The sequence below is a fragment of the Streptomyces sp. WAC03905 genome (assembly GCF_057371075.1).
Map to the genome: position 1 here is coordinate 6507752 of NZ_JBXYDZ010000003.1, position 25108 is coordinate 6532859.

The following is a 25108-nucleotide window of genomic DNA, read 5'->3' on the forward strand; positions in this document are numbered from 1 at the left end:
GGATGCGTTCTTTCGCTGCGGTGTGGTCTGAGTGCTACGGCTCGATACCTGGTTCATGGCCGTCCCCCTGGGTCATCCCCGCAGCCGCGGGGCGCTTGCCATCAGTGTTCCCCCACGACAGCTGCTTCGCAGGGATTTCCCCGCAGCTGTCCTCATGGATTGATGACGCATCACTCGTGCGGGCGGTTCAGGCCAACTCCCCTGTCATTTCGGATGGTTCGCGGGTGGCCCGGGCGGGCTAGGCCGAATGGGTCAACCGGGTCAGGCGGCGGGCGCGGCCAGCGACGGCGGGACCGGTGCCGTCGCGGGAGTGAGCCGGTGGGTCAGCACCGGCAGCAGCTCGGAGACCGGATGCGGCCGGTACGCCGCGATCCCGGGCGGGGCCGGGGCCAGCGGCACCAGCAGGTCCTCGCCCGCCGGCAGCCCGGCGGCGGCGTCCGCGCCGACCGCCCCGTGCAGCCACAGCGTCAGCATGTAGAGCTCCGGTACGGAGAGCAGCCGCGGCTGGTAGCCGGTGGGGAGCAGTTCGGCCTGGCGCAACGCCCGCTCGGTGGCGGTGACATAGGGGCCTTCGAAGAAATGGGAGAAGGCCCAGCCGTCGGGCGTCAGCCGGGTGTCCGCCGCCGCGACGTGGCGCTCCCCGCTGCGGATCAGGAACCGCCATCCGACGAGCCGCGTACGGGGCGGCCGGCCGGCGGACGCCAGGTCCGAGAGGTTCAGCCGGTCCAGGACGTGGACCGGGAGGGGGAGTTCGGCGGTCAGCGGCCCCTGGATCGCGCGCAGGGACGGGGTGTGCGCCTCGTGGACGGCGGTGGGGGAACCGAGTGCCGCGAGGACGCTGCGCAGGGCGGGTGCGGGAGCCGGGGGGACATGCAGCGGCATGGTGGGTCGCCTCTCACTTGGGAGACCTGTGGAACGGGGGCAGGTGCGGGACGGCGCTGTCGCATTCTGGGGCCAGAGGGGGGCCGAGGGGCAATGGCCACGCGCCAACTCTCTGCCTCGTTTGCGGAGTTTATACGACATGTGTTCACGCAGTGTTTCGGCTAGCTGTCCCGCCTATTGCCGACAAGGCGCTTACCGGTCCCGCTGACATGGCGTTCATGCCGGATGCGCGCGAACGTGCCGCGCTGACCTCGGAGGTTACCGGAAGGGGGCTCGGCTGGAAAGCACCTCTTTTCCGGGGCGGGCAAATGCCATGCGGAATTTGCGTCGAGCGACTTGCCGGGTGAATGTGCCGAAGCGCCCTTCGGCCAACCCGGCGCGCGCTCCTCGCCACGCACGCCCCCGCCGCGTTATGGATCACGCTGCCGGGGCATCATCGACCGTAACGCGCGCCTGGGTGCCTTGGGCCAGGCCCACTCGAGGAGGGACGCTTCGATGGGGGAGAAGGTCGTGGCGGGCGGATTCGACCTGTCCGATCGGCAGCGGTATCGAAGGAAACTCCACGAGTGTCTGGAGGGACTGGAGCGACTTCTGGCGGAGAAGAGGTTCGATCGCCCGAAGAACATGATGGGGCTGGAGATCGAGTTGAATCTCGCGGGTACCGACGGGCTGCCGCGAATGGTGAATGCCCAGGTGCTGGAGCGGATTGCCAGCACGGATTTCCAGACCGAGCTGGGAATGTTCAATCTGGAGGTGAACGTTCTGCCGCACCGGCTCGGCGGCCGGGTATTCGACCAGCTCGCAGAGGAACTCGGCGCGGGCCTCGGCTACGCCCACCGGCAGGCCGCGGAGATCGACGCCGGAGTGGTGATGATCGGGATCCTGCCGACGCTCTCCCGTGGCGACCTGGTCGCCGGCAACCTCTCGGCGGTGGACCGCTACTCCCTGTTGAACGAGCAGATCCTGATGATGCGCGGGGAGGACTTCACGCTCGACATCGACGGTGTCGAGCGGCTGATCTGGACCTCCGGGTCGATCGTGCCCGAGGCCGCCTGCACCTCCGTACAGCTGCACCTGCAGGTGACGCCGGCCCGCTTCCCGGCGGTGTGGAACGCGGCGCAGGCCGTGACCGCCGCACAGATAGCCGTCGGTGCCAACTCGCCCTTCCTGTTCGGGCGTGAACTGTGGCGGGAGTCGCGGCCGCCGCTGTTCACACAGGCGACCGACACCCGGCCGCCGGAGCTCCAGGCCCAGGGAGTGCGGCCGCGCACCTGGTTCGGGGAGCGGTGGGTGGACTCGGCGTACGAGCTCTTCGCCGAGAACGTCCGCTACTTCCCCTCCCTGCTGCCGATCTGCGACGAGGAGGAACCCCTGCGGGTGCTGGCCGAGGGCGGGGTGCCGAGCCTGCAGGAGCTGGTCCTGCACAACGGCACCGTCTACCGCTGGAACCGGCCCGTGTACGGGGTGGCGGACGGGGTGCCGCACCTGCGGGTGGAGAACCGGGTGCTGCCGGCCGGGCCGACGGTCACGGACGTCGTCGCGAACGCCGCCTTCTACTACGGGCTCGTCCGCACCCTCGCGGACGAGCCGCGCCCGGTGTGGACCCGGCTGCCCTTCGCCGAGGCGGAGGCGAACTTCGACGCGGCCTGCCGGTACGGGATCGACGCGCGCCTGCGGTGGCCGCGCCGGGGCCGGGCCGGGGGTCTGGTCAGCGTGCCGGCGACGCGGCTGGTCCTGGACGAGCTGCTGCCGATGGCGGCGGCGGGCCTGGACGCCTGGGGCATCGAGCCGGCGGACCGCGACCACTACCTCGGCATCATCGAGGAGCGCTGCCGGCGCCGGGTCAACGGCGCGACGTGGCAGGTGGACACCTATCACCGGGCGCTCGCGGCGGGGCTGGAGCGGGACCGGGCCCTGGCCGCCACCACCCGGCGCTACACCGAACTCATGCACCGGGGCGACCCCGTGCACACCTGGCCCGTGGGGCTGACGGAGGAGGTGATCGCGGCGGTGCCGGCCGCGCGCTGAGACGCCCGCCGGGCGAGACGCCCGCCGGCGGCTCGTCGCCCCGCTCCTCGCCCCGCCCCCGCGCTGCCGCCTCGGTGATCCGTCCGCCCCGCCGACGAGGCAGTATGGGGTGGTCGCAACGGGATGGCAGGACGGGAGTCGGGCGTGCGGGCTGAGCCGGAGCCGGTGTTCGTGGAACTGGGCGAGGACGGGCGGCGGGACCTCCTGCGCACCGAGACCCTGCTCGTCCTGGCCCTGTCGCTGGGCGCGAGCGGGGTCTCGGCCCTGATCAGCTTCATCGGCTCGCTGACCAAGCCGGGCGGGCTGAAGGACCAGGCCGCAACGCTCAACGGCTCCTACGCCCCCGGCCGGCCCTGGCTGGACCTCGCCTGGCAGTTGTTCGGCATCGCGAGCGCGCTCGTTCCCGTCCTGCTGGTCGCACACCTGCTGACCCGCGAGGGCGCGCCCGGGCTGCGCGTCCTGGGCTTCGACCGGACCCGGCCGCTGTGGGACCTGGGCCGCGGCGCCCTCGTCGCGGCGGGCATCGGGAGCGCGGGCCTGGCTTTCTACCTGGGCGCACGGGCCGCCGGCTTCAACCTGACGGTGGTGCCGGAGGCCCTGCCCGACGTGTGGTGGAAGTTCCCCGTGCTGATCCTCTCCGCGATCCAGAACGCCGTCGTGGAAGAGGTCATCGTGCTCGCCTACCTGCTGCGCCGGCTCGGCCAGCTGGGCTGGTCACCGATGGCGGCGCTGGCCGCCAGCTCCCTGCTGCGCGGCTCCTACCACCTCTACCAGGGCATCGGCGGCTTCATCGGCAACGTGGTGATGGGCGTCGTCTTCGTGCTGGCCTACCGCCGCTGGGGGCGGGTCGGGCCGCTCGTCGCCGCGCACGCGCTGCTCGACGTCGTGGCCTTCGGCGGCTACGCGCTGCTCGCGGGCAAGGTGGGCTGGCTGCCCACGCCCTGACGCGGCGGCGCACCCGATCGGCCGCGCAGGGCGGGGCCGTGGGCCGCGGCGGTGCGACGCTGGGGGAGTGAGGAGGCGCGCGCTGTGGCCGTCATGGACTCCCTGGTGTCGTTCGCCCCGTTCTTCGTGCCCGTGGTCAGCGGCCTGGTGGGCGGGGCCAGCCTGCTGATCCGGGACCGGCGCGAGGCGCGCAGTGCCGACCACCACTACCGCAGACGGCTGGAGAAGGCCCAGCTGGAGATCCAGTTCATCTCCGGCTGGATCCAGGCGAAGGAGCTGGCACCCACCGACGGCCCGCCTCCCGACCCGGAGCCGGGGCGCTGGCTGGACGACCTGTACGCGTCGGTGCGCCGTGCCAAGGCGGACACCGGCGAGCGGCACCGTACGGGGCCCGTCTCCCTGCGGCGCCTGCTGCTGCTGGGCGAGCTGTCCGGCCCGGCGAGGAGCGTGCGGGTCGCGTACTGGATCGCCCTCGTCCTGTTCAACCTGGCGCTGGCGTGGTGGGTGAACGCCCTCGTCTCCGGGGTGCCGGGCTTCATGCACGACGAGGGCGTCCCGGAGTCCGAGGAGATCGGCTCCTACCTGGGGGCGGCGGTCAGCTTCTTCGTGATCTCGGCCGTCCTGTGGTTGTGGACGGTCCACCTGGGCGCGGCCGAGCCGGAGCAGGTCTACCGCAAGCGCATCGACTCGGACGCCTGGCGGGAGAGCGAGCGGAAGCGAGGCGCTGCGGCCGAGGCGAAGGCGGAGGCCCGGGCCCGGGCCCGCGCGCGGGGCGGTCGGGTCAGGGGGCGGTGAGGAGTTCGCCGTCCACGACGGTGACGGCGTGACCGGTCAGCAGGGTGCGGTCGCCGGCGAGGGTCACCCGTACCAGCCCCTGCCGGGCGCCGCCCTGGAGGCCGGTCAGTTCCGTGCGGCCCAGTCGCTGGGCCCAGAACGGCGCGAGCGCGGTGTGGGCGCTGCCGGTGACCGGGTCCTCGTCGATCCCGAAGGCCGGGAAGAAGCCGCGGGAGACGAAGTCGTACCCGCGGGAGGGGTCCTCGGCCGCGGCGGTGACGATCACTCCGCGCCGGGCGAAGGCGCGCAGAGCCGCGTGGTCCGGCTCCAGCTCGCGGACGGTCTTCTCGTCGGCGAGTTCGATGACGAGGTCGCCGATGTGCGCGGCGGTGTCGTGGACGGAGAGGATCGGCGCCCCGCCGAGCGCGTGGTCCACGGCCGGCGGCGCCGGGACCGCGGTCAGCGAGGACGTCGGGAAGTCCATCGTGATCGTGCCGTCCGCGGCGGTCTCGGCCGTGAGGACGCCGCAGCGGGCGGAGAACCGGATCAGCCCCTCGGCCAGGCCGGCGGTGGCCAGCACGTGCGCCGTGGCGAGCGTGGCATGGCCGCACATGTCGACCTCGGCGGCGGGGGTGAACCAGCGCAGAGCCCAGTCGGCGTCCCCGCCGGGAGGCAGGGGGTGGGCGAAGGCGGTCTCGGAGAGGTTCACCTCGGACGCCACCTGCTGGAGCCAGGCGTCCGGGGGGAACCCACCCTCCAGGAGCAGGACTCCGGCGGGGTTGCCGTGGAAGGGGCGGTCGGTGAAGGCGTCGACGATTCGGATGCGCATGGACCGACGGTAGGACCGTTCCTTGATCATCGACAAAGGCCAATCCGGGGTGACTGGCCTTGTTCGAGGCTGTTCGGTGAAAAAGTTTCCGATATATCGTTGACGCATCGCGATGGCTCATCGATAGTAGGTACATCGGACAACCGATGAAGCAGACACGAAGTGACGAAAGGAGCGCAGACATGCGTTCACACGGACAGCACGGACAGCACGGCCACGAGCACGGACGGGGTCACGGCCACTGCGGGCCGGACCGCCGGGAGGCTTTTCAGGGATTCCGTGCGGCGTTCGGTCCGTTCGGGCCGCCGTTCGGCGCGGGGCCCTTCGGGGGCCGCGGAGGCCGCGGAGGACCGCGCGGGAGGGCCCGGAGGGGTGACGTACGGGCCTCGATCCTGGCGCTGCTCGCCGACCGGCCGATGCACGGCTACGAGATGATCCAGGAGATCGGCGAGCGCAGCGGCGGGGCCTGGAAACCCAGCCCGGGCTCGGTCTACCCGACCCTGAGCCTGCTGGAGGACGAGGGCCTCATCAGCAGCGAGAGCGAGGGCGGCAAGAAGCTGTTCACGCTCACCGACGCCGGCCGCACCGAGGCCGAGGCCGGGCCGGACGCTCCCTGGGCGGACGCCGGGCGGGGCTTCGACTTCGAGGCGATGCACGAGGTCCGGCAGGCCGGCGCCGGCCTGATGGAGGCCTTCGGGCAGGTCTTCAGGACCGGCTCGCCCGAGCAGCGCGAGAAGGCGCTGGCGGTGCTCAATGACGCCCGCAAGAAGCTCTACCTGATCCTGGCCGACGAGCACTGAGCCCGCAGGCCCTGATGCGGATGGTGCGCCCCGTGACTTCTCCGTCGCGGGGCGCACCGCCGTCCGGTTACCGGGTGGCCGGTGCGGGTCAGGCGACCAGGCCGGCGAGCTTGCGCAGCGACTCGTTCAGCGCGGCGGTGGCCGAGTCTTTCAGCTTGCCCGCCATCAGCGAGACGGCCGCCCCGGTGAACTCGCCGTCGATGCGGACGGTGGTGGCGCCGCCGTCCGGCGTCAGCGTGTAGCGGGTCAGTACGGCGACGCCCATCGGGCCCTTGCCGGTGATCGCGAACAGCCGCTCGTCCTCCAGCTCGGAGACGGTCCAGAGGACCTCGGCCGGAAAACCCATCATCTTCATGTTCTCGGCGAAGGTCGATCCGACGGCCAGGGTCCGGGGGCCGCCCTGCGGGAAGTTCGTGTGGGTCATGCTCCACTGCCCGTAGGCGTCCCAGTCCGTCAGCTGGGACCAGAGCTTCGCGGCGGGCGCCTCGATGCGTGATTCCGCGGTGACTTCAGCCATGCGACCACCCCTTCTCGTCGGATCCGTGCGCGGAAGGTAGCCCCGGCGGCGGAAACATTCAATACTGACGGCCTGTCAGGTCCGGTGGCTTCCCAGTGTGCTCCGCACGGCGTGATCTCAGGTGTGTCTCAACAGGTGTCACCGCAGTGACGCTCCTGACCCGCCCTGTCATGATGGCCGGATGCAAGCGTCAGGGAAAAACGCCGGACTGGGCCTCGCCCTCGTCTCGGCGTTCGCGTTCGGTGGTTCCGGAGTGGCTGCGAAGCCGCTGATCGAGGCGGGTCTGGACCCCCTCCACATGGTCTGGCTCAGGGTGGCCGGCGCGGCGCTCGTGCTGTCCCCGCTGGCCTGGCGCCACCGCGACCTCCTCCTGCACCGGCCCGCCCTGCTCGCGGGCTTCGGCCTGGTCGCCGTCGCCGGCGTACAGGCCTTCTACTTCGCCTCGCTGTCCCGGATCCCGGTCGGCGTGGCCCTGCTGCTGGAGTACCTGGGCCCGGCGCTGCTGCTCGGCTACATCCGCTTCGTGCAGCGCAAGCCCGTCACGCGGGGAGCCGCGGCGGGCGCGGCCGTGGCCGTCGTCGGCCTGGCCTGCGTGGTCGAGATCTGGGCCGGGCTGAGCCTGGACCTGCTCGGCGTGCTCTTCGGCCTCGCGGCCGCCTGCTGCCAGGCCTTCTACTTCGTCTTCGCCGACCAGGGCGCCGACGGTGAGGACGCCCCCGACCCGCTCGGGGTGATCGCCTACGGGATGCTCGTCGGCGCCCTGGTGATGACGGTGATCGCCCGGCCCTGGGAGATCGACTGGCAGGTGCTGGGCGGAGAGGCCTCCGTGGGCGGCACCATGGTGGCCGCGCCGCTGCTGCTCGGCTGGGTCGTGCTCGTCGCGACCGTCTTCGCGTACGTGACCGGCGTGGTCTCGGTGCGCCGGCTCTCGCCGCAGATCGCGGGCGTGGTGGCCTTCCTGGAGGCCGTGGTGGCCACCGTGCTGGCCTGGATCCTGCTCGGTGAACACCTCTCGACCTGGCAGATCGTCGGCGGCGGCCTGGTCCTGGGCGGAGCGTTCATCGCGCAGTCCTCCCGGGCGGCCGCGCTGCCCGCGGCGGAACCGGCCGCGATGGACCGGGAGCCTTCGAGGGCCTAGGGTGGCGACCATGTATACGACCGTGCTTTCGCCGCCCGCGTCCTAGCGGGCGGCGCCCCCACGACGACGGCCAGGCCCGGGGAGTCCCCGGGCCGGCCGGTGCTGCCCGCGAAGCGATGACTCGATCCACTCATCCTTCACGCACGCACGGAGAACGCACGTGTCGAACCATTCGCCCGCCACCGGGCGCAGTCTGCTGTACCTCGTCATCGCCGGAGCCGCCTGGGGCACCGCCGGGGCGGCCGCTTCCCTCCTCTTCCTGGCCAGTGACCTCAGCCCGCTCGCCCTGTCGTTCTGGCGGTGCGCCGGCGGCCTGGTCGTCCTGCTCGGGGTGCTCGCCGTACGGCGCGGCCGCCCCGGACGGGAGTCCGGGCGAGGGCGTTCCGCTCGGGGGCGTTCCGGTCGGGGGCGGGAGCGCACTCCCGCCGTCGCGCAGTCCGTGGGATCGCTGATCGTCACCGGTCTGCTCTTCACCGTCTTCCAGGCCGCCTACTTCGCCGCGGTGCGCGAGACCGGGCTGGCCGTGGGCACCGTGGTCACCCTCGGCGCCGGGCCCGTACTCATCGCGCTCGGCGCGCGCCACTGGATGGGCGAGCGCCTCGGCCGCGGCGGGGTGATCGCCGTCATGGGCGCGCTCGCCGGCCTGGCCGTCCTGGTCCTCGGCAGTGGTGGCGCCGAGGTGCGCCCGCTCGGCGTCGGCTGGGCCCTGCTGTCGGCGGCCGGGTACGCGGGGATGACCCTGCGGGCCCGCCTCCTGGGACGGCGCGGGGCGGGCGGGGACCCGCTGGTGACCACCGCGTGGTCCGTCGCGGTGGGAGCGGTCTGCCTGTTGCCGCTCGCGGCGGTGGAAGGGCTGCTGCCGCACACCGCCGAACTGGGACGGGTGCTCTGGCTGCTGCTGTACGTCGCCACCGTGCCGACGGCGCTGGCGTACGCGCTCTACTTCACGGGCGCCGCGGCCGTGCGCGCCGCCACCGTCTCGGTGATCATGCTGATCGAGCCGGTGAGCGCGGCGGCGATCGCCGTCCTCGTGCTCGGGGAGCGGCTGACCGGCGCCGTGGTGCTGGGCACCGTACTGCTGCTGGCGGCGGTGGGTGCGCTGATCGCGGCGGAGGGCCGCCGCCGACCGGCGGCGGGCCGGCCCGCGGGGCCCGCGGTGCCGGCCGATCCGGCCGGACCCACCGCCGGGCGGGCCGCCCGTCAGAGCGCGGTCAAGTAGTCCGGGACGGCGATGCCGGGGTCCAGGTCCGCGGCCGGCACGGGGGTCCCGTACACCCTGCCGACCGGGACGACGCCCGCCCAGTGCGGCAGCTCCAGGTCCTCGGCGTCGTCGTTCGACGGTCCGGTACGGAGCTTCGCGGACACCTCCTCCAGGTCCACCCGGATCACGGCGGTGGCCGCGAGCTCCCTGGCGTTGGCCGGCCGCACGTCGCCGGAGCGGCCCGGAGCGACGGCGTCGATCATGGCGTCCAGCGCCGTGCGGCACTCGGCCTCGTCGGTCACCTGGTGGGCCGTGCCGTGCACCACCACCGAGCGGTAGTTGAGCGAGTGGTGGAAGGCCGAGCGGGCCAGCACCAGTCCGTCGACGTGGGTGACGGTGACGCAGACGGGCAGGCCCGGGTCGGTGCGGCCGGCGGCGAGCAGCGGGCGGGAACCCGTGGAGCCGTGCATGTAGAGCGATTCCCCGACCCGGGCGTACAGCGTCGGCAGGACCACCGGTGCGCCGTCGCGGACGAAGCCGAGGTGGCAGACGTAGGCCTCGTCGAGTATCGAGTGCACGGTGTCGCGGTCGTAGCGCGCCCGGTCGCGTGAACGGGTGGGGACCGTGCGGCCGGTGGGCTCGTACGCACCGGTCGTCCCGGTGCGCTGCGTCGTCTCGGGGGCAGGCGTGGCGGTCATGGTGCGGACTCCATTGCACTAGTGCATAATATTCTTTGTGCTAGGAGAGTATCGGATTACAGGGCGCCGCACATCCGAAATCGCGGCCAGTGTCGAAGCGGGCGTGGCATCGGGGGCGTTGCCGCCGGGATCGCTGCTGCCGCCCATGAGGGAGCTGGCGGGGGTGCTGGGCGTCAACCCCAACACCGTGGCGGCCGCCTACAGGACTCTGCGCGAACGCGGGGTCATCGAAACGGACGGGCGGCGCGGGAGCCGGGTGCGGTCCCGCCCGGCCAGCACCCCGCGTGACGCCCTGCGGATGGCGGTGCCGGAGGGGGTGCGCGACATCGCGCAGGGCAATCCGGACGTGGCGCTGCTGCCCCCGCTCGACGGGGCGCTCGCGGCCGCCGCCCGCCGCCACGGGCAGGAGCCCACCCTCTACGGGGCGGATCCGGTCGCCCCCGACCTGGCGCGGATCGCCCGCGCCGGCTTCGACGCGGACGCGGTGCCGCCCGGCCCGGTCGCGGTGACCTCGGGGGCGCTGGACGCCATCGAGCGGGTCCTCGCCGCGCACATGAGACCCGGCGACGCGGTGGCGGTCGAGGACCCGGGCTGGGGCGCCGCGCTGGACCTGGTCCCCGCGCTCGGGCTGCGGACGCTGCCGGTGGCGGTGGACGACGACGGGCCCCGTACCGACGCGGTGGCCCGGGCCCTGGCGGCCGGGGCGCGGGCGCTGGTGGTGACCTCCCGGGCGCAGAACCCGACTGGGGCGGCGGTGACCGCGCGGCGGGCGGGCGAGCTGCGCGCACTGCTCGCGCAGCACCCCGGGGTGCTGCTGATCGAGGACGACCACGGGAACGGCATCGTCGACCTGCCGTTGCACCCGCTGGGCGGGGTCACCCGGCACTGGGTGCTGATCCGGTCCACGGCCAAGGCGTACGGGCCCGACCTGCGGCTCGCCGTACTGACGGGCGACGAGGTGACGCTGGACCGGGTGCGGGGGCGCCAGCGGCTGGGTCCGGGGTGGGTGAGCCGGCTGCTCCAGCACGCGGTGGTGGAACTGTGGACCTCGCACGCCGTGGACCCGGCCGCGGTCGCGCGGGCCTACGCGGAGCGGCGTGACGCGCTGGTCGAGGCCCTGCGGGAGCGGGGGGTCCCGGCGCACGGCCGGAGCGGGCTGAACGTGTGGGTGCCGGTGGCCGACGAGACGGTGGTGGTCACCAGGCTGCTGGCCGCGGGGTGGGGGGTGGCCGCCGGGGCCGTCTTCCGGGTCGAGGCGGGACCGGGGGTGCGGCTGACGGTGTCCCAGCTGGCGGTCGCGGAGGTGCCGGTACTGGCCGACGCCGTGGCCGCGGCGGTCCGGCCGGGCGTGGCGGGCGGGCGCAGCGTCTGACCGCGGGTCCCGTCGGCCGGCGCAGCGGGAACGGCCGGGCGCCCGCCCGCCGGTCCTGCCGACAGGACCGGCGGGGGGCGCCCGGCCGGGGAGGCTAGCGGGCGGCGGGGCGGCGGGTCTGGGTGAGGGCGGCGCCCGCCAGGACGATCGCGGCGCCGACCGGGGTGTTCCAGTGGAGCTGCTCGCCGAGCACCAGCACACCCGCCGTGGTGGCGATGACCGGGATGAAGTAGGTGACCATCTGGGCGGTGGTCGGGCCGACCTCCGTCACCAGGCCGTACTGCATCTGCAGCGCCATGCCCGTGCCCAGGGCGCCCAGCGCGATCACCGACAGGGTCGGCCAGAGCGGGAACGACGTCGGGGCCGACGTGAACACGGCGCTGACCAGCGCGAGCTGAAGCGTCGAGATCATGAGCTGGCCACCGGTCAGGGCCACCGGGGAGCCGGGGGTGCCGGCCAGGGTGCGGCGCACGTAGATCCAGCCGATGGGGTAGCAGAGCGAGGCCAGCAGGGCGAACGCCGTTCCTCGCGCGTCGACGCCGGAGAAGCCGTTCCAGGCGCCGAGCACGGTCAGGACGCCGAGGAAGCCGAGGCCGAGGCCGGCGAAACGGCGGCGCGTCGGACGGTCCTCGGAGAGGGCGACCAGCGACAGCGCCATGCCCCACAGGGGTGACGTGGCGTTGCAGATGCCGGCCAGGCTGGAGGGGATGCTCAGTTCCGCGTACGCGAAGAGGGAGAACGGCGCGGTGTTGAGCAGGAGGGCCGCCACGGTGAGGTGCCCCCAGGTGCGCGGGCCCCGGGGGAGCGGCTCGCGGCGGACCAGCAGCACCGCGAGCAGGGCGAGCGCTCCGAACAGGACCCGGCCCAGGGCCACCTGGAAAGGCGCGTACGCCTCCGTGCCCACCTTGATCAGCAGGAAGCTGAAGCCCCAGATCACCGACAGGATCGCGAAGCGCACGCGCCAGTCGAGGAGGCCGCGCCGCCGGGTCGTCGTGGCCGTGGCTGTGGTCGTGGCCGTCGCCGTGGCCGGGGTCGTCGTGGGCGGGACCGGCGCCGTGGCGGACGCGGGAGGAGGGGCCGGAAGGGCCGGCCGAGGGGCTGCGGGTGCGCTCATACCCCTTACTGTGCTCGTATCAACTTCGTAGGACAAGCGAGAGTTTCTCGGCGTGACGGCGTAGCATCACTTACATGTTGAACCTGGAGCGCCTGCGTACCCTTGACGCCCTCGCCCGCCACGGCTCGGTCAGCGGTGCGGCCGACGGGCTCCACGTCACCACCTCCGCCGTCTCCCAGCAGATGGCCAAGCTGGAGCGCGAGGTCGGCCAGCCGCTGCTGGCCCGGAACGGCCGCGGGGTCCGCCTCACCGACGCCGGACGGCTGCTCGCCGACCACGCGGCCCGGATCATTTCCCAGGTGGAGCAGGCCCAGGCGGACGTCGAGGCCCAGCGCGGCTGCGCCGTCGGCGAGCTGCGCATCGGCGCCTTCCCGACCGCCATGCGCGGACTGCTGCCCCGGGCGCTGTCCGCCCTGCGCGCCGGCCACCCGGAACTGCGGGTCCGGGTGCGTGAGCAGGAGCCCGAGGAGAGCATGGCTGCCGTCGTGCGCGGAGACCTCGACATGGCCCTCGCGATCGACTGGCACAACAAGCGGATGCCGGTGCCCGCGGAACTGACCCGCACCCACCTGCTGGACGACTCCGTCGACATCGCGGTCCCGGCCGGCCACCGGCTGGCGGACCGCGCCACGATCTCCCTCGCCGAGTTCGGCGACGACGAGTGGATCTCCTGGAACGAGGGCCAGTTCTGCCACGAGTGGCTGGTCTTCACGCTGCGCGGCACGGGCGTCGAACCGCGCATCGCGCACATCGCCGAGGAGCACCACACCCAGCTCGCCTTCGTGGAGGCCGGGCTCGGCGTCTGCGTCGCGCCGAAGCTGGGGCGCGGGCCGGTGCCGCCGGGCGTGCGGCTGCTGCCCGTCTGCGACGCCGTGCGCCGCCACGTGTACGCGGTGTGGCGCGCGGACGCCGACCGCAGGCCCTCCATCCGGGCCGCGGTCGACGCCCTCAAGGCGACGGCCGCCGAATCCCAACGAGCCTAGGTCCTGTCGTCAAAGTGGCGCCGGTCAGGCCGGTGCCGGGCGCCGCGGGCCAGGTGCAACTTTGACGACAGGGCCCAGGGGGGCCGCGCGCGTCAGATCTTGCGGAAGTCCCAGGAGACGACCGTGTCCGGGGTGAGGCGGATCCAGGCGTGCCGGCCGTCGTGCGGCATCTCCTCGATACCGAAGTTCTTCACCGGGAAGATCCGCTCGGGCCCGGCCAGTTCGGGGCAGGGTTCACCCGTGCGCGGGGCCTCTCCCACGAACACCGCGCTGCCGGACAGTTCCACGCCGCGCAGCTCGTCGTACGACTCGCCCGCGTCCACGACCACTGAGATCCGCGGGTCCTCGCGCAGGTCGGCCCAGCGGCGGCTGCGGGTGATCGAGTACAGCCACAGCGAGGTGCCGTCCCACGCGAACCACAGGGCGCCCACGTGCGGGCGTCCGTCCGGTGAGACCGTCGCCACCCGGCAGGTCCGCTGTTCCCGCAGGAACGCGTCCACCTCCGCCGTGCTCATCATGATGCGGCGCCCCCGCCGCTGAGTCCCGTCCATCGGCCCCGCATCCCTTCACATCTGACTATGTGTCAGGAATCATGGGGGCTCTTCCGACGCCACGCCAGGGGGAGTCATGTCGGATCTCGATCCCGCCACCACCGCGCTGCTCACCGTCGAGTGCCAGAACGGTGTCGTGGGCGAGGAGTCCGCGCTGCCCGAACTCGCCAGGGAGGCGCGGGACTCCGGGATGCTGGAACGGGTGGCCGCGCTGGTCGGGGCGGCGCGCGGGGCAGGCGTACAGGTGCTGCACGCGGTCGCCGAGCGGAGGCCGGACGGGCTCGGGGCCAACGGCAACGCGCGGCTCTTCCGGGCCGCCGGGAGGCTGCCCGTGCGGCAGCTGACCGGGAGCCGCGCGGTGGAGGTGGCCGCGCCCATCACCGTGGCCGACCGGGACCTGGTCGTCCGCCGGCTGCACGGACTGTCGCCCATGGCCGGCACCGACCTCGACGCGCTGCTGCGCAACCTGGGCATCCGGACCCTCGTCGTCACCGGTGTCTCCTCCAACATCGCGATCCCGAACACCGTCTTCGACGCGGTGAACCTCGGCTACGAGGTCGTGGTCCCCTCCGATGCCATCGCCGGGGTGCCCGCCTCCTGCACCACCGACGTGATCCGCAACTCGCTCGCGCTCGTGGCGGACGTGACCACGACCCGGGCCCTGCTGGCCGCGTGGGCTCCCGAGGGCTGAGCGGAGCGCACACATCCGGACAAGCTGGGTAGCCGTCCGGTGAACCCGGGGCGCCCGGCGCCGGTGCGGCGCCCGCAACGTCGCACGTCGCCGACGGGGCGGTGGGGTGATCGCTGGGAGTGACCACACGGTCGCACCCCGTCTGAGCTGCTCGAACGACCATTCGGCTACCGATATGCGAACGAGGTGTCCGTAAATCGGTCGTCGATGTGCAATGACCCTGCGGCTCCGCAAGGATTCGAGGCAACGGAGCGCGATTCCGAAAGTATGGATCGCGCTGAACCATCGAATCGAAAGCGAGTAGTCCCGTGCGTTACCGTCGCTCAGCCGCCGTCTCCGCTGCCGCGCTCCTCTGTCTGGCCGGTGCCGCCGGCATCGCGCAGGCCCAGCCCGACAGCCTCTACGCTCCCTCGGCGATGGTCTTCAGCGTCGCCCAGGGCGATGACGTGGCCGCGCCCACCGTCGTCCGTGCCACGACGGTCAGCTGCGCGCCGGGGGCCCGGGGGACGCACCCCGACCCCAAGGCCGCGTGCGAGGCCCTGAAGTCCACCGGCGGCTCGTTCGACCGGCTGCTGTCCGCGCCCAACCCGGACCGGGCGTGCCCGATGCACTACGCCCCCGTCACCGTGTCCGCGGTCGGCGTGTGGGAGGGCCGCCGCGTGGCGTGGGACCACACGTTCGCCAACTCCTGCACCATGGCGGCGACCCTGAACGGCAACGCGGTCTTCGCGTTCTGACGGGGCGCCCCTCCGGACGGCGCCACGGGAGGGGGCGCCGTCCGGACGCGCGGTCAGGCCGCGGGGAGTTCCCGTACCGGCAGCCGGCCCGCCCGGACCGCGTCGACCAGGGCCTGGTGATCGCGTTCGTTCTGGTCGGCGTACGCCTCGGCGAACTCCGCGAGCGCCCGGTCGAAGACGTCGCCGCGGCCCAGGTACGCGGCGATCGCCACCCGGTCGCCGGACCGGGCGTGCGCGCGGGCCAGGGTCATCCCGCAGGCGTTGCCGAAGGTCTCCAGCTGCGCGGGCGACATGGTCTCGGGCATCGCGATGCCCTTCCAGTCGCGCAACTGGCGGACGTAGAAGTCCCGCTTCCTGCCGTCGATACCGTCGACCCGCTCCCAGCCGAGGAAGATGTCGCTCGCCGCCTGCATCAACCGCTGTCCGGAGACCACGCGTTCTCCCTGGTTCCGGTACAGGCTGGCGCCGACGTGATCGGCGAGCACGGAGGTGTCGGCCTCCTTGGCCTGGAGGAAGAGGGGGTCGCGGCCGTCCCTGCCGAGCAGGAGCAGGATCCAGCAGCGGGTGCCGACGCTGCCGACGCCGACCACCTTGCGGGCGACGTCCACCAGGCGGTAGTCCTCCAGCAGCGCCCGCCGGTTGCTCTCCAGCGTGCGCCCGTACTGGCCGACCAGTGAACTCATCCGGTCCACCAGCTCGTCGCGCTCGTCGTCGGGCAGCAGGTCGCCGAGCGGCATCAGCAGCGGGGGGTCCGCCGCGATCCGCGGGCTGCCGTCGACCATTTCCGTGAGCTTGTCGAAGACCTGCAGGCTGTCGCGCGTCCGTGCCTTCGCCATCGCCGTGGCCAGCTTCTTGCGGCCCCGCTTGTCGAGCTGTTCGGTGACGAGGGCCTCCAGTCCCTCGGCGTCGATCTTGGCGTACCAGACGTCGAGATTGCCCATACCGGCGAAGCCGGTCATCGCCTCGCGGTACGAGCGCACCGCGGAGTTCACGATGCGGGCCCGCTCCGCCTCGTCGAAGCCGTTCGCCCGCGCGGCGATGACGAGACTCGTGGCCAGCCGCTTGACGTCCCACTCCCAGGGTCCGGGCAGCGTCTCGTCGAAGTCGTTGATGTCGAACATCAGCCGCCGCTCCGGCGAGGCCAGCAGGCGGAAGTTCAGCAGGTGGGCGTCGCCGCAGAGCTGTACGGCGATCCCCGAGTCGGGGCTGCCGGCCAGGTCCGACGCCATGATCGCGGCGGCTCCCCGGTAGAACCGGAACGGCGACTCCGTCATCCGCGCGTAGCGGATCGGGACCAGCTCGGGCACCCGCGTCGCGGACTGCGCCTCCAGGATCGCCAAGGGGTCCCGCCGCCGGGCGGAGGGCTGGTACACGGCGTGGCCCGACCGGGGGCAACGGCTGCGGGCCTCCTTGCCGATGGCCGCGCGCTCCTCGGGCGTGGCCTCGGGCACCGCGCGCATGGCGGTGATCGCACTCCGGGACATGGAGGCCCTCCTGACTGACTGCTGCACTCGCTGACCGACCGACTGCACTCGCTGACTGACTGCCGCCGCACTGACCGACCGCCTCGCCGACCGCCCCGCCCGGCCGGTCCGCCCGCACCCCGGGAACGGCCGCCGGGCCGGGTCCGGGGGTGCCGTGCAGGCGGCCCCACCTGTCAGCCCATGGCGTCCATCTCGGCCTGGGCCTCGGCCTCGGCGACGGCGATGGCCACGCCGAGCGCCCGGGTGATGTTGCCGGCGGCCGTCATGACGCGGGCCGTGCCGACGATGGGGGCGACGGCGACCAACACGTCCTGCAACTGCTCCGCCGTCAGCCCCGCCTTGAGGGCGGGGTCGATGTGCGCGACGTAGGAGATCGGGGGAGCGTCCGACGCGGCGAGGGCCGCTATCCGGACCATGAGCAGCACGTCCGGGGCCATCCCGCAGCGCTCGAGCGAATCGCCCGTCATGGCGGCGAGGGTGTCCAGGACCGGGGTTTCGGATGCAGTGGACATGACGCATGCCCTCCTGGGGTGTGTTGTCGCGCCCTGGCGCGGGGACCGGAGCCGAGCGAGCGGCCGCCCCGAGTCCCGGCACGCCGCCTCGGCTTCAACTCTAGGTCTGCCGACCCCGGGGCGCGCGAGGGCGCGGAGCGGTCACCTCACGCGGCGACCGGGGCACCCGGGAAACACCATCCGAAGCGGTGCGCATACGGTCCTGCGGCCTGCTCCCCGGCCTGCCGCGGCCCCGGGGCGTCCACCGGGATGCGGGGCCGGAGCCCGCTGCGCAGCATGGAAGCAGCCTCGTCCGCCGTGCGATCCCTCCCCACGGCCCTCCGGGGCCGGAGAGGACCCCATGACACCGTCAGCCGCTCCCTGATCCGGCCGATCGACACGACACCCCTGGGGAGCCCTTCCGTGAAGAGACCCAGCCGCACACCGGTGGCCCTCCTCGCGGCCGCCCTCGCCGCGCTCGTCGCCCTGCCGGTCGGCCCGGCCGCCGCGTTCACCGGGGAGCACCACGAGGACATCACCCGGCGCGCCCTGCCCTGGCAGCCCGCCACGCTGACCGCCATGGCCGACGCCCGCGACGGCGCCGTCAACGCCGACGACAAGCGTCCCTACTTCGATGTCGGCCCCCTGCACTGCGACAACGCCGACTACCTGGCGCCGCGCCACGACCCCGGCTACCCCCGCACCCGGGACCGGGCCACCACCGAACTCGTCGCCTGCGTCGGTACGGCCGTCGCGCGCTTCCGCAACGCCGTACGGGCGGCCGACGGCCTCGTCGACGCCGACGGCCGGGTGCGCGCCGACCAGACGGACCTGTCCGCGCCCTGCACCTGGGACGAGCGGCCCGCGCCGGCCAAGTGCGCCGTCCTGGAACAGCTCGGCCGCGGCTGGCACCCGCTGGAGGACTTCTACTCGCACTCCAACTGGGCCGACCGGGCCGCCCCCGGCGCGATCGGGACCGCCAACCCGCCGGGACTGCACCGCGGCGACGTCGCCCCGTTCTTCGACATCCGCCGCTACAGCGGCATGAAGGACGCCGACTGGACGCGGGAGGTCCGCGCCCTCGTCCCCGAGGACCTGGCGACCGGCTGCTACCCCGACATCGACTCCACCGGTGTCAGGCCCGCGGACTGCGACGGCCGAGTCGCGCACAACCGCGACCTGAACAAGGACACACCCGCCTCCGCCCGGGCCAGGACGGGCGACAACTTCCGCCGGGCCACCGCGGGGGCGGCCGCGGAGATCAGCCGCCAGTGGAAGTCCTTCGAGGACGCACTGCGCTCCGCCCATCCCGAGCGTGGGCGCGGCGCGCAGATGGTCTGCGCCCTCGTCCACGACGACCCGGTCACCGCCTGTCCGTCCGGCTGACTTCCGGGCGGGTCGTCAGGCCCGTCCCGCCGGCGGCTGGAAGCATGCGGGCATGGTATCCAGGGCAGGGACGGCGACCGGGAACCCTTCGAAGGCGCGACTCGTCCTGATGACGCTCGCGGCCGGCCAGTTCCTGATGGCGCTCGACAGCTCCGTCATGAACGTCTCCATCGCGACGGTCGCCGACGACATCGGCACGGACGTCACCGGCATCCAGGGTGCCATCACGGCCTACACCCTCGTGATGGCCATGCTGATGATCCCCGGCGGGAAGGTCGGGGTGCTGATCGGCCGCAAACGCGCCTTCCTCATCGGCTGCGTCATCTACGGCTGCGGCTCCCTCGTCACCTCCCTCGCCCCCAACCTGACGGTGCTGCTGATCGGCTGGTCGTTCCTGGAGGGCGTCGGGGCGGCGCTGATCCTGCCCGCGATCGTCGCGCTCGTCGCCGGCAACTTCCCCGTCGAGCGCCGCCCCGCCGCCTACGGGCTCGTCGCGGCCGCCGGCGCGATCGCCATCGCCCTCGGCCCCCTCATCGGCGGGATCGCCACGACCTACTTCTCCTGGCGGTGGGTCTTCGCCGGCGAAGTGCTGATGGTGGCCGGCATCCTCCTGCTGGCCCGCCCCATCGCGGACGCCGTGAGCGAGGAACGCCCGCGCATCGACCTCCTCGGGGTCGTCCTGTCGGCGCTCGGGCTCGGGATCTTCGTCTACGGCGTGCTCCGCTCCGACGAGTGGGGCTGGTTCAGGCCCAAGCCGAGCGGGCCCGCCGTGTTCGGTGTCTCCCTGACCGTATGGCTGATGCTGTTCGGGATCTTCCTGGTCTGGCTCTTCCTCCGCTGGGAGCACCGCCTCGTCCGGCGGGGCCGGGAGCCCCTCGTCGACCCGGCCATGCTGGCGAACCGGCAGCTCACCGGCGGCCTGACGATGTTCTTCTTCCAGTACCTGGTGATGATGGGCGTCTTCTTCGTCGTCCCGCTCTACCTCTCGGTCGCCCTCGGGCTGTCGGCACTGGCCACCGGAGCACGGCTGCTGCCGCTGTCGGTGACGCTGCTGGCCGCCGCCGTCCTCATCCCGCGGTTCCTCCCCGACGTGTCACCGCGCCGAGTGGTCCGCCTCGGGACCCTGGCCCTGCTCGTCGGAGCGGTGATCCTGATGGCGGCGCTCGACGCGGACGCCGGGGCCGAGGTGGTCACCGTGCCCCTGCTGCTGATCGGGTCCGGGATGGGCGCACTGGCGTCCCAGCTCGGATCGGTCACCGTGTCGGCCGTGCCGCAGGCTCAGTCAGCGGAAGTCGGCGGGGTCCAGAACGCCGTCACCAACCTCGGTTCCTCCATCGGCACGGCACTCGCCGGATCCATCATGATCGCGGCGCTCACGTCCTCCTTCCTGACGAGCGTCCAGGCGAACCCCGCCGTCCCGAGCAGCGTCAAGAGCCAGGCGACCGTACAGCTCGCGAGCGGCGCGCCCTTCCTGTCGGACGCCCAGCTCGAGAGCGCCCTCGTCGACGCCGGCGCCGGTCAGGAGCTGACCGCGGCCACCCTGGAGGCGAACGAGGAGGCGAGGCTGGACGGGCTGCGGGCGGCCCTCTCCATCCTGTCCTTCGCCGCGCTCCTCGCGCTCTTCTTCACCCAGCGCATCCCCACCACCCAGCCCTCGTCGGCGCAGGAGGGGGAGCAGCCGGCCTGAGCGGGGGAAAACCCTTTGAACGTGCACCTCCTTCGCCCTATAGCCTGGGAAAATGCTCACAGAAGTGATCGCGACCCGCTATGTGACGCCCCTGCGCGAAGGCGGCTCGCTCCCGGGGATCGTCGAGGCCGACGACCTCGGTACCTACGTCATGAAGTTCACCGGAGCCGGCCAGGGCCGCAAGACCCTGGTCGCCGAGGTCATCTGCGGCCGCCTGGCCCAGCGGCTGGGGCTGAGGGTCCCCACGCTGGTGCGGATGCAGCTCGACCCCGTGATCGGCCTCGCCGAGCCCGACCAGGAGGTCCAGGAGCTGCTCAAGGCCAGCGGAGGCCTCAACCTCGGCATGGACTACCTGCCGGGCTCCATCGGCTTCGACCCGCTCGCGTACCGGGTGGACCCGGCCGAGGCGGGGCGCGTGATCTGGTTCGACGCCCTGATCAACAACGTCGACCGGTCCTGGCGCAACCCGAACATGCTCGTCTGGCACGGGGACCTGTGGCTCATCGACCACGGCGCCACCATGATCTGGCACCACAACTGGCCCACGGCGCAGGCCGCCGCCGCCAAGCCGTACAACGCCTCCGATCACGTACTGGCCCCCGTGGGCCCGGACATCGGGGCGGCGGCCGCCGCGCTCGCACCCCTCGTCACCGAGGAACTGCTCACCGAGGTCACCGCCGAGGTCCCCGACGCATGGCTGGTCGACGAGCCGGGCTTCGACTCCGCCGACGCCCTGCGCCGGGCCTACGTGGAGGCGCTGCTGCCGCGCGCGGCCACGATCCACGAGAGGATCTCGCTGGAGGCCGAGGTGAGGGCACCGGCCGGGCCTCCCGGCTGGCTGACCGACCACCTGCCGGAATGGCCCCACAAGACCCACAAGAAGAAGAGCGGCGACGAGTGACCAAGCGGGACGTGTTCGAGTACGCGCTGGTGCGCGTGGTGCCCCGGATGGAACGCGGCGAGTGCTTCAACGCCGGCGTGATCGTCTACTGCCGGGCGCATTCCTACGTCGCCGCGCGCACCCACCTCGACGAGGCGAAGCTCCTCGCGCTGGACCCGGCGGCCGACGTGGCCGGCGTACGGGCCGCCCTGCGCGGGGTCGAGGGCGTGTGCGGCGGGGGAGAGGCCGCGGGGCAGGCGGCGGGCGACGACGCGGGCCGGCGCTTCCGCTGGCTGATCGCCCCGCGCAGCACGGTGGTGCAGCCCGGGCCGGTGCACACCGGTCTGACGGCCGACCCCGCGGCGGAGGTGGAACGGCTGCTGGACCTGCTGGTGCGCTGACCGCCGGCCGCCGGGCCGGGCCGGTCGGCGTTGACACGGGGTGCCAGGGCTCCTAGCGTCTCCTCAGCTGAAGCTACTAAGCGGTTGCTCACCTCTGGGCGGCCGCCTCTCTAGGGCGAGGAGAACCAGCATGTCCACCACCGAGCAGCGCGTCGCGATCGTGACCGGGGCGGCCCGGGGCATCGGCGCGGCCACCGCCGTGCGCCTGGCGGCCGAGGGCCGCGCCGTCGCCGTTCTCGACCTCGACGAGGCCGCCTGCAAGGACACCGTGGAGGCCATCACGGCGGCCGGCGGCCGGGCCCTGGCGGTCGGTTGCGACGTCTCGGACGGTGCCCAGGTGGAGGCGGCCGTCGCGCGCGTCGCCGCCGAACTCGGCGCCCCCACCATCCTGGTGAACAACGCCGGTGTGCTGCGCGACAACCTGCTGTTCAAGATGAGCGAGACCGACTGGGACACGGTCATGAACGTGCACCTGCGCGGCGCGTTCCTGATGTCGAAGGCCTGTCAGAAGTACATGGTGGACGCCAAGTTCGGCCGCATCGTGAACCTCTCCAGCAGCTCCGCGCTCGGCAACCGCGGCCAGGTCAACTACTCCGCCGCCAAGGCCGGTCTGCAGGGCTTCACCAAGACCCTGGCCATCGAGCTCGGCAAGTTCGGAGTCACCGCCAACGCCGTCGCCCCCGGCTTCATCGTCACCGAGATGACCGCCCAGACGGCCGCCCGCGTGGGCATGGGCTTCGAGGACTTCCAGGCGGCCGCGGCCACCCAGATCCCGGTCCAGCGCGTCGGCCGCCCGGACGACATCGCCAACGCGATCGCGTTCTTCACCGGCGAGGCCGCCGGCTTCGTCTCCGGCCAGGTCATGTACGTGGCCGGCGGCCCCCTCAACTGACGCGACGACGAGAGGCAGGGCGTAGTCATGACGTACAGCGGTACCGACAGCGGCAAGGTCGCGCTGATCACCGGGGCGAGCCGGGGCATCGGCTACGGCGTCGCCGAGGCGCTGGTCGCCCGGGGCGACCGGCTCTGCATCACCGGACGCAACGAGGAGGCCCTCAAGGAGGCCGTGGAGCGCCTCGGGGCGGACCGGGTGATCGGGGTGGCCGGGAAGGCGCACGACGAGGCCCACCAGGCCCTCGCGGTCGAGCGCACGATGGAGGCGTTCGGCCGGGTCGACTTCCTGGTGAACAACGCCGGCACCAATCCGGTCTTCGGCCCGATCGCGGACCTGGACCTCGGGGTCGCGCGGAAGGTCTTCGAGACCAACGTGATCTCGGCGCTCGGCTTCGCCCAGCGGACCTGGCACGCCTGGCAGAAGGACAACGGCGGGGCGATCGTGAACATCGCCTCGATCGCCGGCGTCTCCGCCTCGCCGTTCATCGGCGCCTACGGGATGAGCAAGGCCGCCATGGTCAACCTCACCCTCCAGCTCGCCCACGAGATGGCGCCCGGGGTCCGGGTGAACGCCATCGCCCCGGCAGTGGTCAAGACGAAGTTCGCCCAGGCGCTCTACGAGGGCCGCGAGCAGGAGGCCGCGGCGGCCTATCCGCTCGGCCGGCTCGGGCTCCCGGAGGACATCGGAGGGGCCGCGGCCTTTCTTACATCTGCACAAGCGGAATGGATCACTGGGCAAACTCTGGTCGTCGACGGTGGGATGTTCCTCAATGCCGGGGTGCACTGACCGATAATCGGACGTATTTGCCTCCGAAAGGGAGGTAAATGCATATCGAAAGTGCACGGAACCGGTCAAGTGCCTCACGAAACCAACCCATTGGATTCGTGGGGCACTGCGGTAGGGTCTGCCGCACCCCTGGCTGATCGAGGAGCGTGCACGTGTTCAACCGGACCAGATGCCTGCAGATCACTGCGGCCCTTGCGTCCATATCCCTGCTCGCCGGTTGCGGCCTGCTGTCGGATGACGACGGCGACGAAGCGAAGCGGATCGTCGTCGGGACCACGAGCGCGCCGAGCACCCTCGACCCCGCCGCGGCGTGGGACGGCTCCTGGGAGCTGTACCGGAACGTCTACCAGACCCTCCTGGCGTTCCCCACGGGCTCCACCAAGCCCCAGCCGGACGCCGCCCAGAACTGCGAGTTCACCGACGGCGCCAGCCAGGCGTACCGCTGCACCCTGCGCAAGGGCCTGAAGTTCTCCAACGGCGAGCCCCTCGACGCCAAGGCCGTCAAGCACTCCCTCGACCGGATCCGGACCATCGGCTCCAAGGTCGGTCCCAAGGACCTCTTCGGCAGCCTCGACAAGATCGAGACCCCCGACGCGCTGACCGTCGTCTTCCACCTGAAGACCTCGGACGCCACCTTCCCGTACGTCCTCGGCTCCCCGGCCGCCTCGCTGGTCGCGCCCAAGGACTACCCCGCCGACAAGGTGCGCGAGGACGGAAAGATCACCGGCTCGGGCCCCTACGTGCTGGACTCGTACAAGGAGGGCGGCGAGGCCGTCCTCTCCGAGAACAAGAACTACACCGGCTTCGCGAACCGCCAGAACAAAGCCGTGACGATCCGCTACTTCGCGGACTCCGAGAAGATGGTCGCGGCCCTGAAGGCCAAGGAGCTCGACGCCACCTACCGAGGACTGTCGGCCCCGCAGATCACCGACCTGCAGAGCCCCGCCGCGCACGCGCTGGGCGTCCAGGTCGTCGAGAACGTCGGCGCCGAGATCCGCTACCTGGTCTTCAACCCGAAGGACCCGGCCGTCAACAAGCTCGCGGTCCGCCAGGCCATCGCCCAGGTCATCGACCGCGGAACGCTCGTCTCCAAGGTCTACCAGGGCACCGCCGAGCCGCTGTACTCGATGGTTCCCAAGGGCGTCGTCGGCCACAAGACGCCGTTCTACGACAAGTACGGCGCAGCGGACGTCGGCAAGGCCAAGAAGATCCTCAAGGAAGCGGGCATCAACCAGACGGTCGACCTGACCTTCTGGTACACCACCGACCGGTACGGCTCCTCCACCGCCGAGGAGTTCACCGAGATCAAGCGCCAGCTGGACGAGAGCGGCCTCTTCAACATCACCCTGCGCAGCCAGCCCTGGAAGGCCTTCCAGGAGGGGTACAAGAGCCAGGAGTACCCGGTCTTCGGCCGAGGCTGGTTCCCCGACTTCCCGGACCCCGACAACTTCATCGCGCCGTTCGTCGGCAAGGAGAACGCGGTCGGCACCCCGTACGAGCAGAACGAGATCCTCACCGACCTGCTGCCCAAGTCCCGCCGCGACGGCGACCGCTCCTCCGGGGTCCAGCAGTTCGAGAAGGCCCAGCAGATCTTCGCCGACGACGTCCGCCTGCTGCCCCTGTGGCAGGGCAAGCTGTACGTCGCCGCACGCGAGGACATCGCGGGCGCCGAGCGGGCCCTCGACCCGCAGACCGCCATGCAGATGTGGGAGCTGTACCGCAAGACCAGCTGGTAGCCGCGGCCCCGCCCGGGCGATCCGCCCGGGCGGCCGACGCGCTGTCAGTGGCCCCCGGTAGGTTCTGAGCAGTTGCACGAACTTGTACCGGAGGTTGTCGCC

At 72.4% G+C, this 25108-nt stretch carries 25 protein-coding genes; 17 read left to right on the forward strand and 8 right to left on the reverse strand.

Going from position 1 to position 25108, the window contains the following annotated elements:
- Positions 1 to 261: 261 nt before the first annotated feature.
- Complete coding sequence (locus tag AC2RP6_RS31930; protein WP_486449305.1) at positions 262 to 882, reverse strand: hypothetical protein; 621 nt, start codon at positions 880 to 882, stop codon at positions 262 to 264.
- Between the two features lie 495 nt (positions 883 to 1377).
- On the opposite strand from AC2RP6_RS31930, the gene AC2RP6_RS31935 reads away from it, so the two are divergent.
- The 3 genes from AC2RP6_RS31935 (at position 1378) to AC2RP6_RS31945 (ending at position 4650) form a co-directional block, all read left to right on the forward strand.
- Positions 1378 to 2910, forward strand: a complete 1533-nt coding sequence (locus AC2RP6_RS31935) for a glutamate-cysteine ligase family protein (RefSeq protein WP_486449306.1) — start codon at positions 1378 to 1380, stop codon at positions 2908 to 2910.
- A gap of 123 nt (positions 2911 to 3033) precedes the next feature.
- Positions 3034 to 3855 (forward strand): CPBP family intramembrane glutamic endopeptidase, encoded by an 822-nt coding sequence (locus AC2RP6_RS31940; RefSeq protein WP_486449307.1) that lies wholly within the window; start codon positions 3034 to 3036, stop codon positions 3853 to 3855.
- Between the two features lie 84 nt (positions 3856 to 3939).
- On the forward strand, positions 3940 to 4650 hold the full coding sequence (locus AC2RP6_RS31945) for a hypothetical protein (RefSeq protein ID WP_486449308.1): 711 nt from the start codon (positions 3940 to 3942) through the stop codon (positions 4648 to 4650).
- Here AC2RP6_RS31945 and AC2RP6_RS31950 read toward each other — a convergent pair.
- Positions 4637 to 5458, reverse strand: a complete 822-nt coding sequence (locus tag AC2RP6_RS31950; protein ID WP_486449309.1) for a PhzF family phenazine biosynthesis protein — start codon at positions 5456 to 5458, stop codon at positions 4637 to 4639. The two genes, AC2RP6_RS31945 and AC2RP6_RS31950, sit on opposite strands and share 14 nt — an antisense overlap.
- Before the next feature lie 182 nt (positions 5459 to 5640).
- Here AC2RP6_RS31950 and AC2RP6_RS31955 point away from each other — a divergent pair, with 182 nt between their 5' ends.
- Positions 5641 to 6258: a PadR family transcriptional regulator gene (locus tag AC2RP6_RS31955; protein ID WP_486449310.1), complete on the forward strand. Its 618-nt coding sequence runs from the start codon at positions 5641 to 5643 to the stop codon at positions 6256 to 6258.
- Positions 6259 to 6346: 88 nt separating this feature from the next.
- Here the strand turns inward: AC2RP6_RS31955 and AC2RP6_RS31960 are convergent, their stop codons facing one another.
- Positions 6347 to 6775, reverse strand: coding sequence for a type II toxin-antitoxin system Rv0910 family toxin (locus tag AC2RP6_RS31960; RefSeq protein ID WP_486449311.1), 429 nt, complete (start codon positions 6773 to 6775; stop codon positions 6347 to 6349).
- A 181-nt stretch (positions 6776 to 6956) separates the two neighbouring features.
- Here AC2RP6_RS31960 and AC2RP6_RS31965 point away from each other — a divergent pair, with 181 nt between their 5' ends.
- Both AC2RP6_RS31965 and AC2RP6_RS31970 read left to right on the forward strand, forming a co-directional pair.
- Positions 6957 to 7913 carry an EamA family transporter gene (locus AC2RP6_RS31965; RefSeq protein WP_486449312.1) on the forward strand — a complete coding sequence of 319 codons (957 nt, stop codon included), beginning with the start codon at positions 6957 to 6959 and terminating at the stop codon, positions 7911 to 7913.
- Between the two features lie 160 nt (positions 7914 to 8073).
- Entirely contained in the window at positions 8074 to 9132 is a 1059-nt protein-coding gene (locus tag AC2RP6_RS31970) for a DMT family transporter (RefSeq protein WP_486449313.1), read from the forward strand.
- On the opposite strand, the gene AC2RP6_RS31975 is transcribed toward AC2RP6_RS31970, so the two are convergent.
- Positions 9114 to 9812, reverse strand: coding sequence for a pyridoxamine 5'-phosphate oxidase family protein (locus AC2RP6_RS31975; protein WP_486449314.1), 699 nt, complete (start codon positions 9810 to 9812; stop codon positions 9114 to 9116). The genes AC2RP6_RS31970 and AC2RP6_RS31975 overlap by 19 nt on opposite strands.
- Before the next feature lie 37 nt (positions 9813 to 9849).
- Here AC2RP6_RS31975 and AC2RP6_RS31980 point away from each other — a divergent pair, with 37 nt between their 5' ends.
- Positions 9850 to 11184, forward strand: coding sequence for an aminotransferase class I/II-fold pyridoxal phosphate-dependent enzyme (locus AC2RP6_RS31980; RefSeq protein WP_486449315.1), 1335 nt, complete (start codon positions 9850 to 9852; stop codon positions 11182 to 11184).
- Positions 11185 to 11278: 94 nt separating this feature from the next.
- Here the strand turns inward: AC2RP6_RS31980 and AC2RP6_RS31985 are convergent, their stop codons facing one another.
- Complete coding sequence (locus AC2RP6_RS31985) at positions 11279 to 12334, reverse strand: DMT family transporter (RefSeq protein WP_486449316.1); 1056 nt, start codon at positions 12332 to 12334, stop codon at positions 11279 to 11281.
- A gap of 38 nt (positions 12335 to 12372) precedes the next feature.
- Here AC2RP6_RS31985 and AC2RP6_RS31990 point away from each other — a divergent pair, with 38 nt between their 5' ends.
- Positions 12373 to 13281 (forward strand): LysR substrate-binding domain-containing protein, encoded by a 909-nt coding sequence (locus AC2RP6_RS31990; RefSeq protein WP_486449317.1) that lies wholly within the window; start codon positions 12373 to 12375, stop codon positions 13279 to 13281.
- Positions 13282 to 13373: 92 nt separating this feature from the next.
- Here the strand turns inward: AC2RP6_RS31990 and AC2RP6_RS31995 are convergent, their stop codons facing one another.
- Positions 13374 to 13832, reverse strand: coding sequence for a pyridoxamine 5'-phosphate oxidase family protein (locus AC2RP6_RS31995; protein ID WP_486449318.1), 459 nt, complete (start codon positions 13830 to 13832; stop codon positions 13374 to 13376).
- Between the two features lie 76 nt (positions 13833 to 13908).
- Between AC2RP6_RS31995 and AC2RP6_RS32000 the strand changes: the two genes are divergently transcribed.
- Positions 13909 to 14523 carry a cysteine hydrolase family protein gene (locus tag AC2RP6_RS32000; protein ID WP_486449319.1) on the forward strand — a complete coding sequence of 205 codons (615 nt, stop codon included), beginning with the start codon at positions 13909 to 13911 and terminating at the stop codon, positions 14521 to 14523.
- A gap of 308 nt (positions 14524 to 14831) precedes the next feature.
- Positions 14832 to 15260, forward strand: a complete 429-nt coding sequence (locus AC2RP6_RS32005; RefSeq protein ID WP_486449320.1) for a subtilase-type protease inhibitor — start codon at positions 14832 to 14834, stop codon at positions 15258 to 15260.
- Between the two features lie 53 nt (positions 15261 to 15313).
- On the opposite strand, the gene AC2RP6_RS32010 is transcribed toward AC2RP6_RS32005, so the two are convergent.
- A complete protein-coding gene (locus tag AC2RP6_RS32010; protein WP_486449321.1) occupies positions 15314 to 16744 on the reverse strand; it encodes a DUF2252 domain-containing protein in 1431 nt (476 codons plus the stop codon).
- Between the two features lie 173 nt (positions 16745 to 16917).
- Positions 16918 to 17256: a carboxymuconolactone decarboxylase family protein gene (locus AC2RP6_RS32015; RefSeq protein ID WP_486449322.1), complete on the reverse strand. Its 339-nt coding sequence runs from the start codon at positions 17254 to 17256 to the stop codon at positions 16918 to 16920.
- Between the two features lie 402 nt (positions 17257 to 17658).
- On the opposite strand from AC2RP6_RS32015, the gene AC2RP6_RS32020 reads away from it, so the two are divergent.
- The 7 genes from AC2RP6_RS32020 (at position 17659) to AC2RP6_RS32050 (ending at position 25006) form a co-directional block, all read left to right on the forward strand.
- Entirely contained in the window at positions 17659 to 18621 is a 963-nt protein-coding gene (locus AC2RP6_RS32020; RefSeq protein WP_486449323.1) for a hypothetical protein, read from the forward strand.
- A gap of 52 nt (positions 18622 to 18673) precedes the next feature.
- Entirely contained in the window at positions 18674 to 20308 is a 1635-nt protein-coding gene (locus AC2RP6_RS32025; RefSeq protein ID WP_486449324.1) for an MFS transporter, read from the forward strand.
- A 52-nt stretch (positions 20309 to 20360) separates the two neighbouring features.
- Complete coding sequence (locus tag AC2RP6_RS32030; RefSeq protein WP_486449325.1) at positions 20361 to 21209, forward strand: HipA family kinase; 849 nt, start codon at positions 20361 to 20363, stop codon at positions 21207 to 21209.
- A complete protein-coding gene (locus AC2RP6_RS32035; RefSeq protein ID WP_030658325.1) occupies positions 21206 to 21589 on the forward strand; it encodes a DUF3037 domain-containing protein in 384 nt (127 codons plus the stop codon). The genes AC2RP6_RS32030 and AC2RP6_RS32035 overlap by 4 nt, the downstream gene beginning before the upstream one ends.
- Positions 21590 to 21719: 130 nt before the next feature.
- Entirely contained in the window at positions 21720 to 22481 is a 762-nt protein-coding gene (gene fabG / locus AC2RP6_RS32040; RefSeq protein WP_486449326.1) for a 3-oxoacyl-ACP reductase FabG, read from the forward strand.
- A 27-nt stretch (positions 22482 to 22508) separates the two neighbouring features.
- Positions 22509 to 23270 (forward strand): SDR family oxidoreductase, encoded by a 762-nt coding sequence (locus AC2RP6_RS32045; RefSeq protein ID WP_486449327.1) that lies wholly within the window; start codon positions 22509 to 22511, stop codon positions 23268 to 23270.
- A gap of 152 nt (positions 23271 to 23422) precedes the next feature.
- Positions 23423 to 25006 (forward strand): ABC transporter substrate-binding protein, encoded by a 1584-nt coding sequence (locus AC2RP6_RS32050; protein WP_486449328.1) that lies wholly within the window; start codon positions 23423 to 23425, stop codon positions 25004 to 25006.
- Positions 25007 to 25108: the final 102 nt, after the last annotated feature.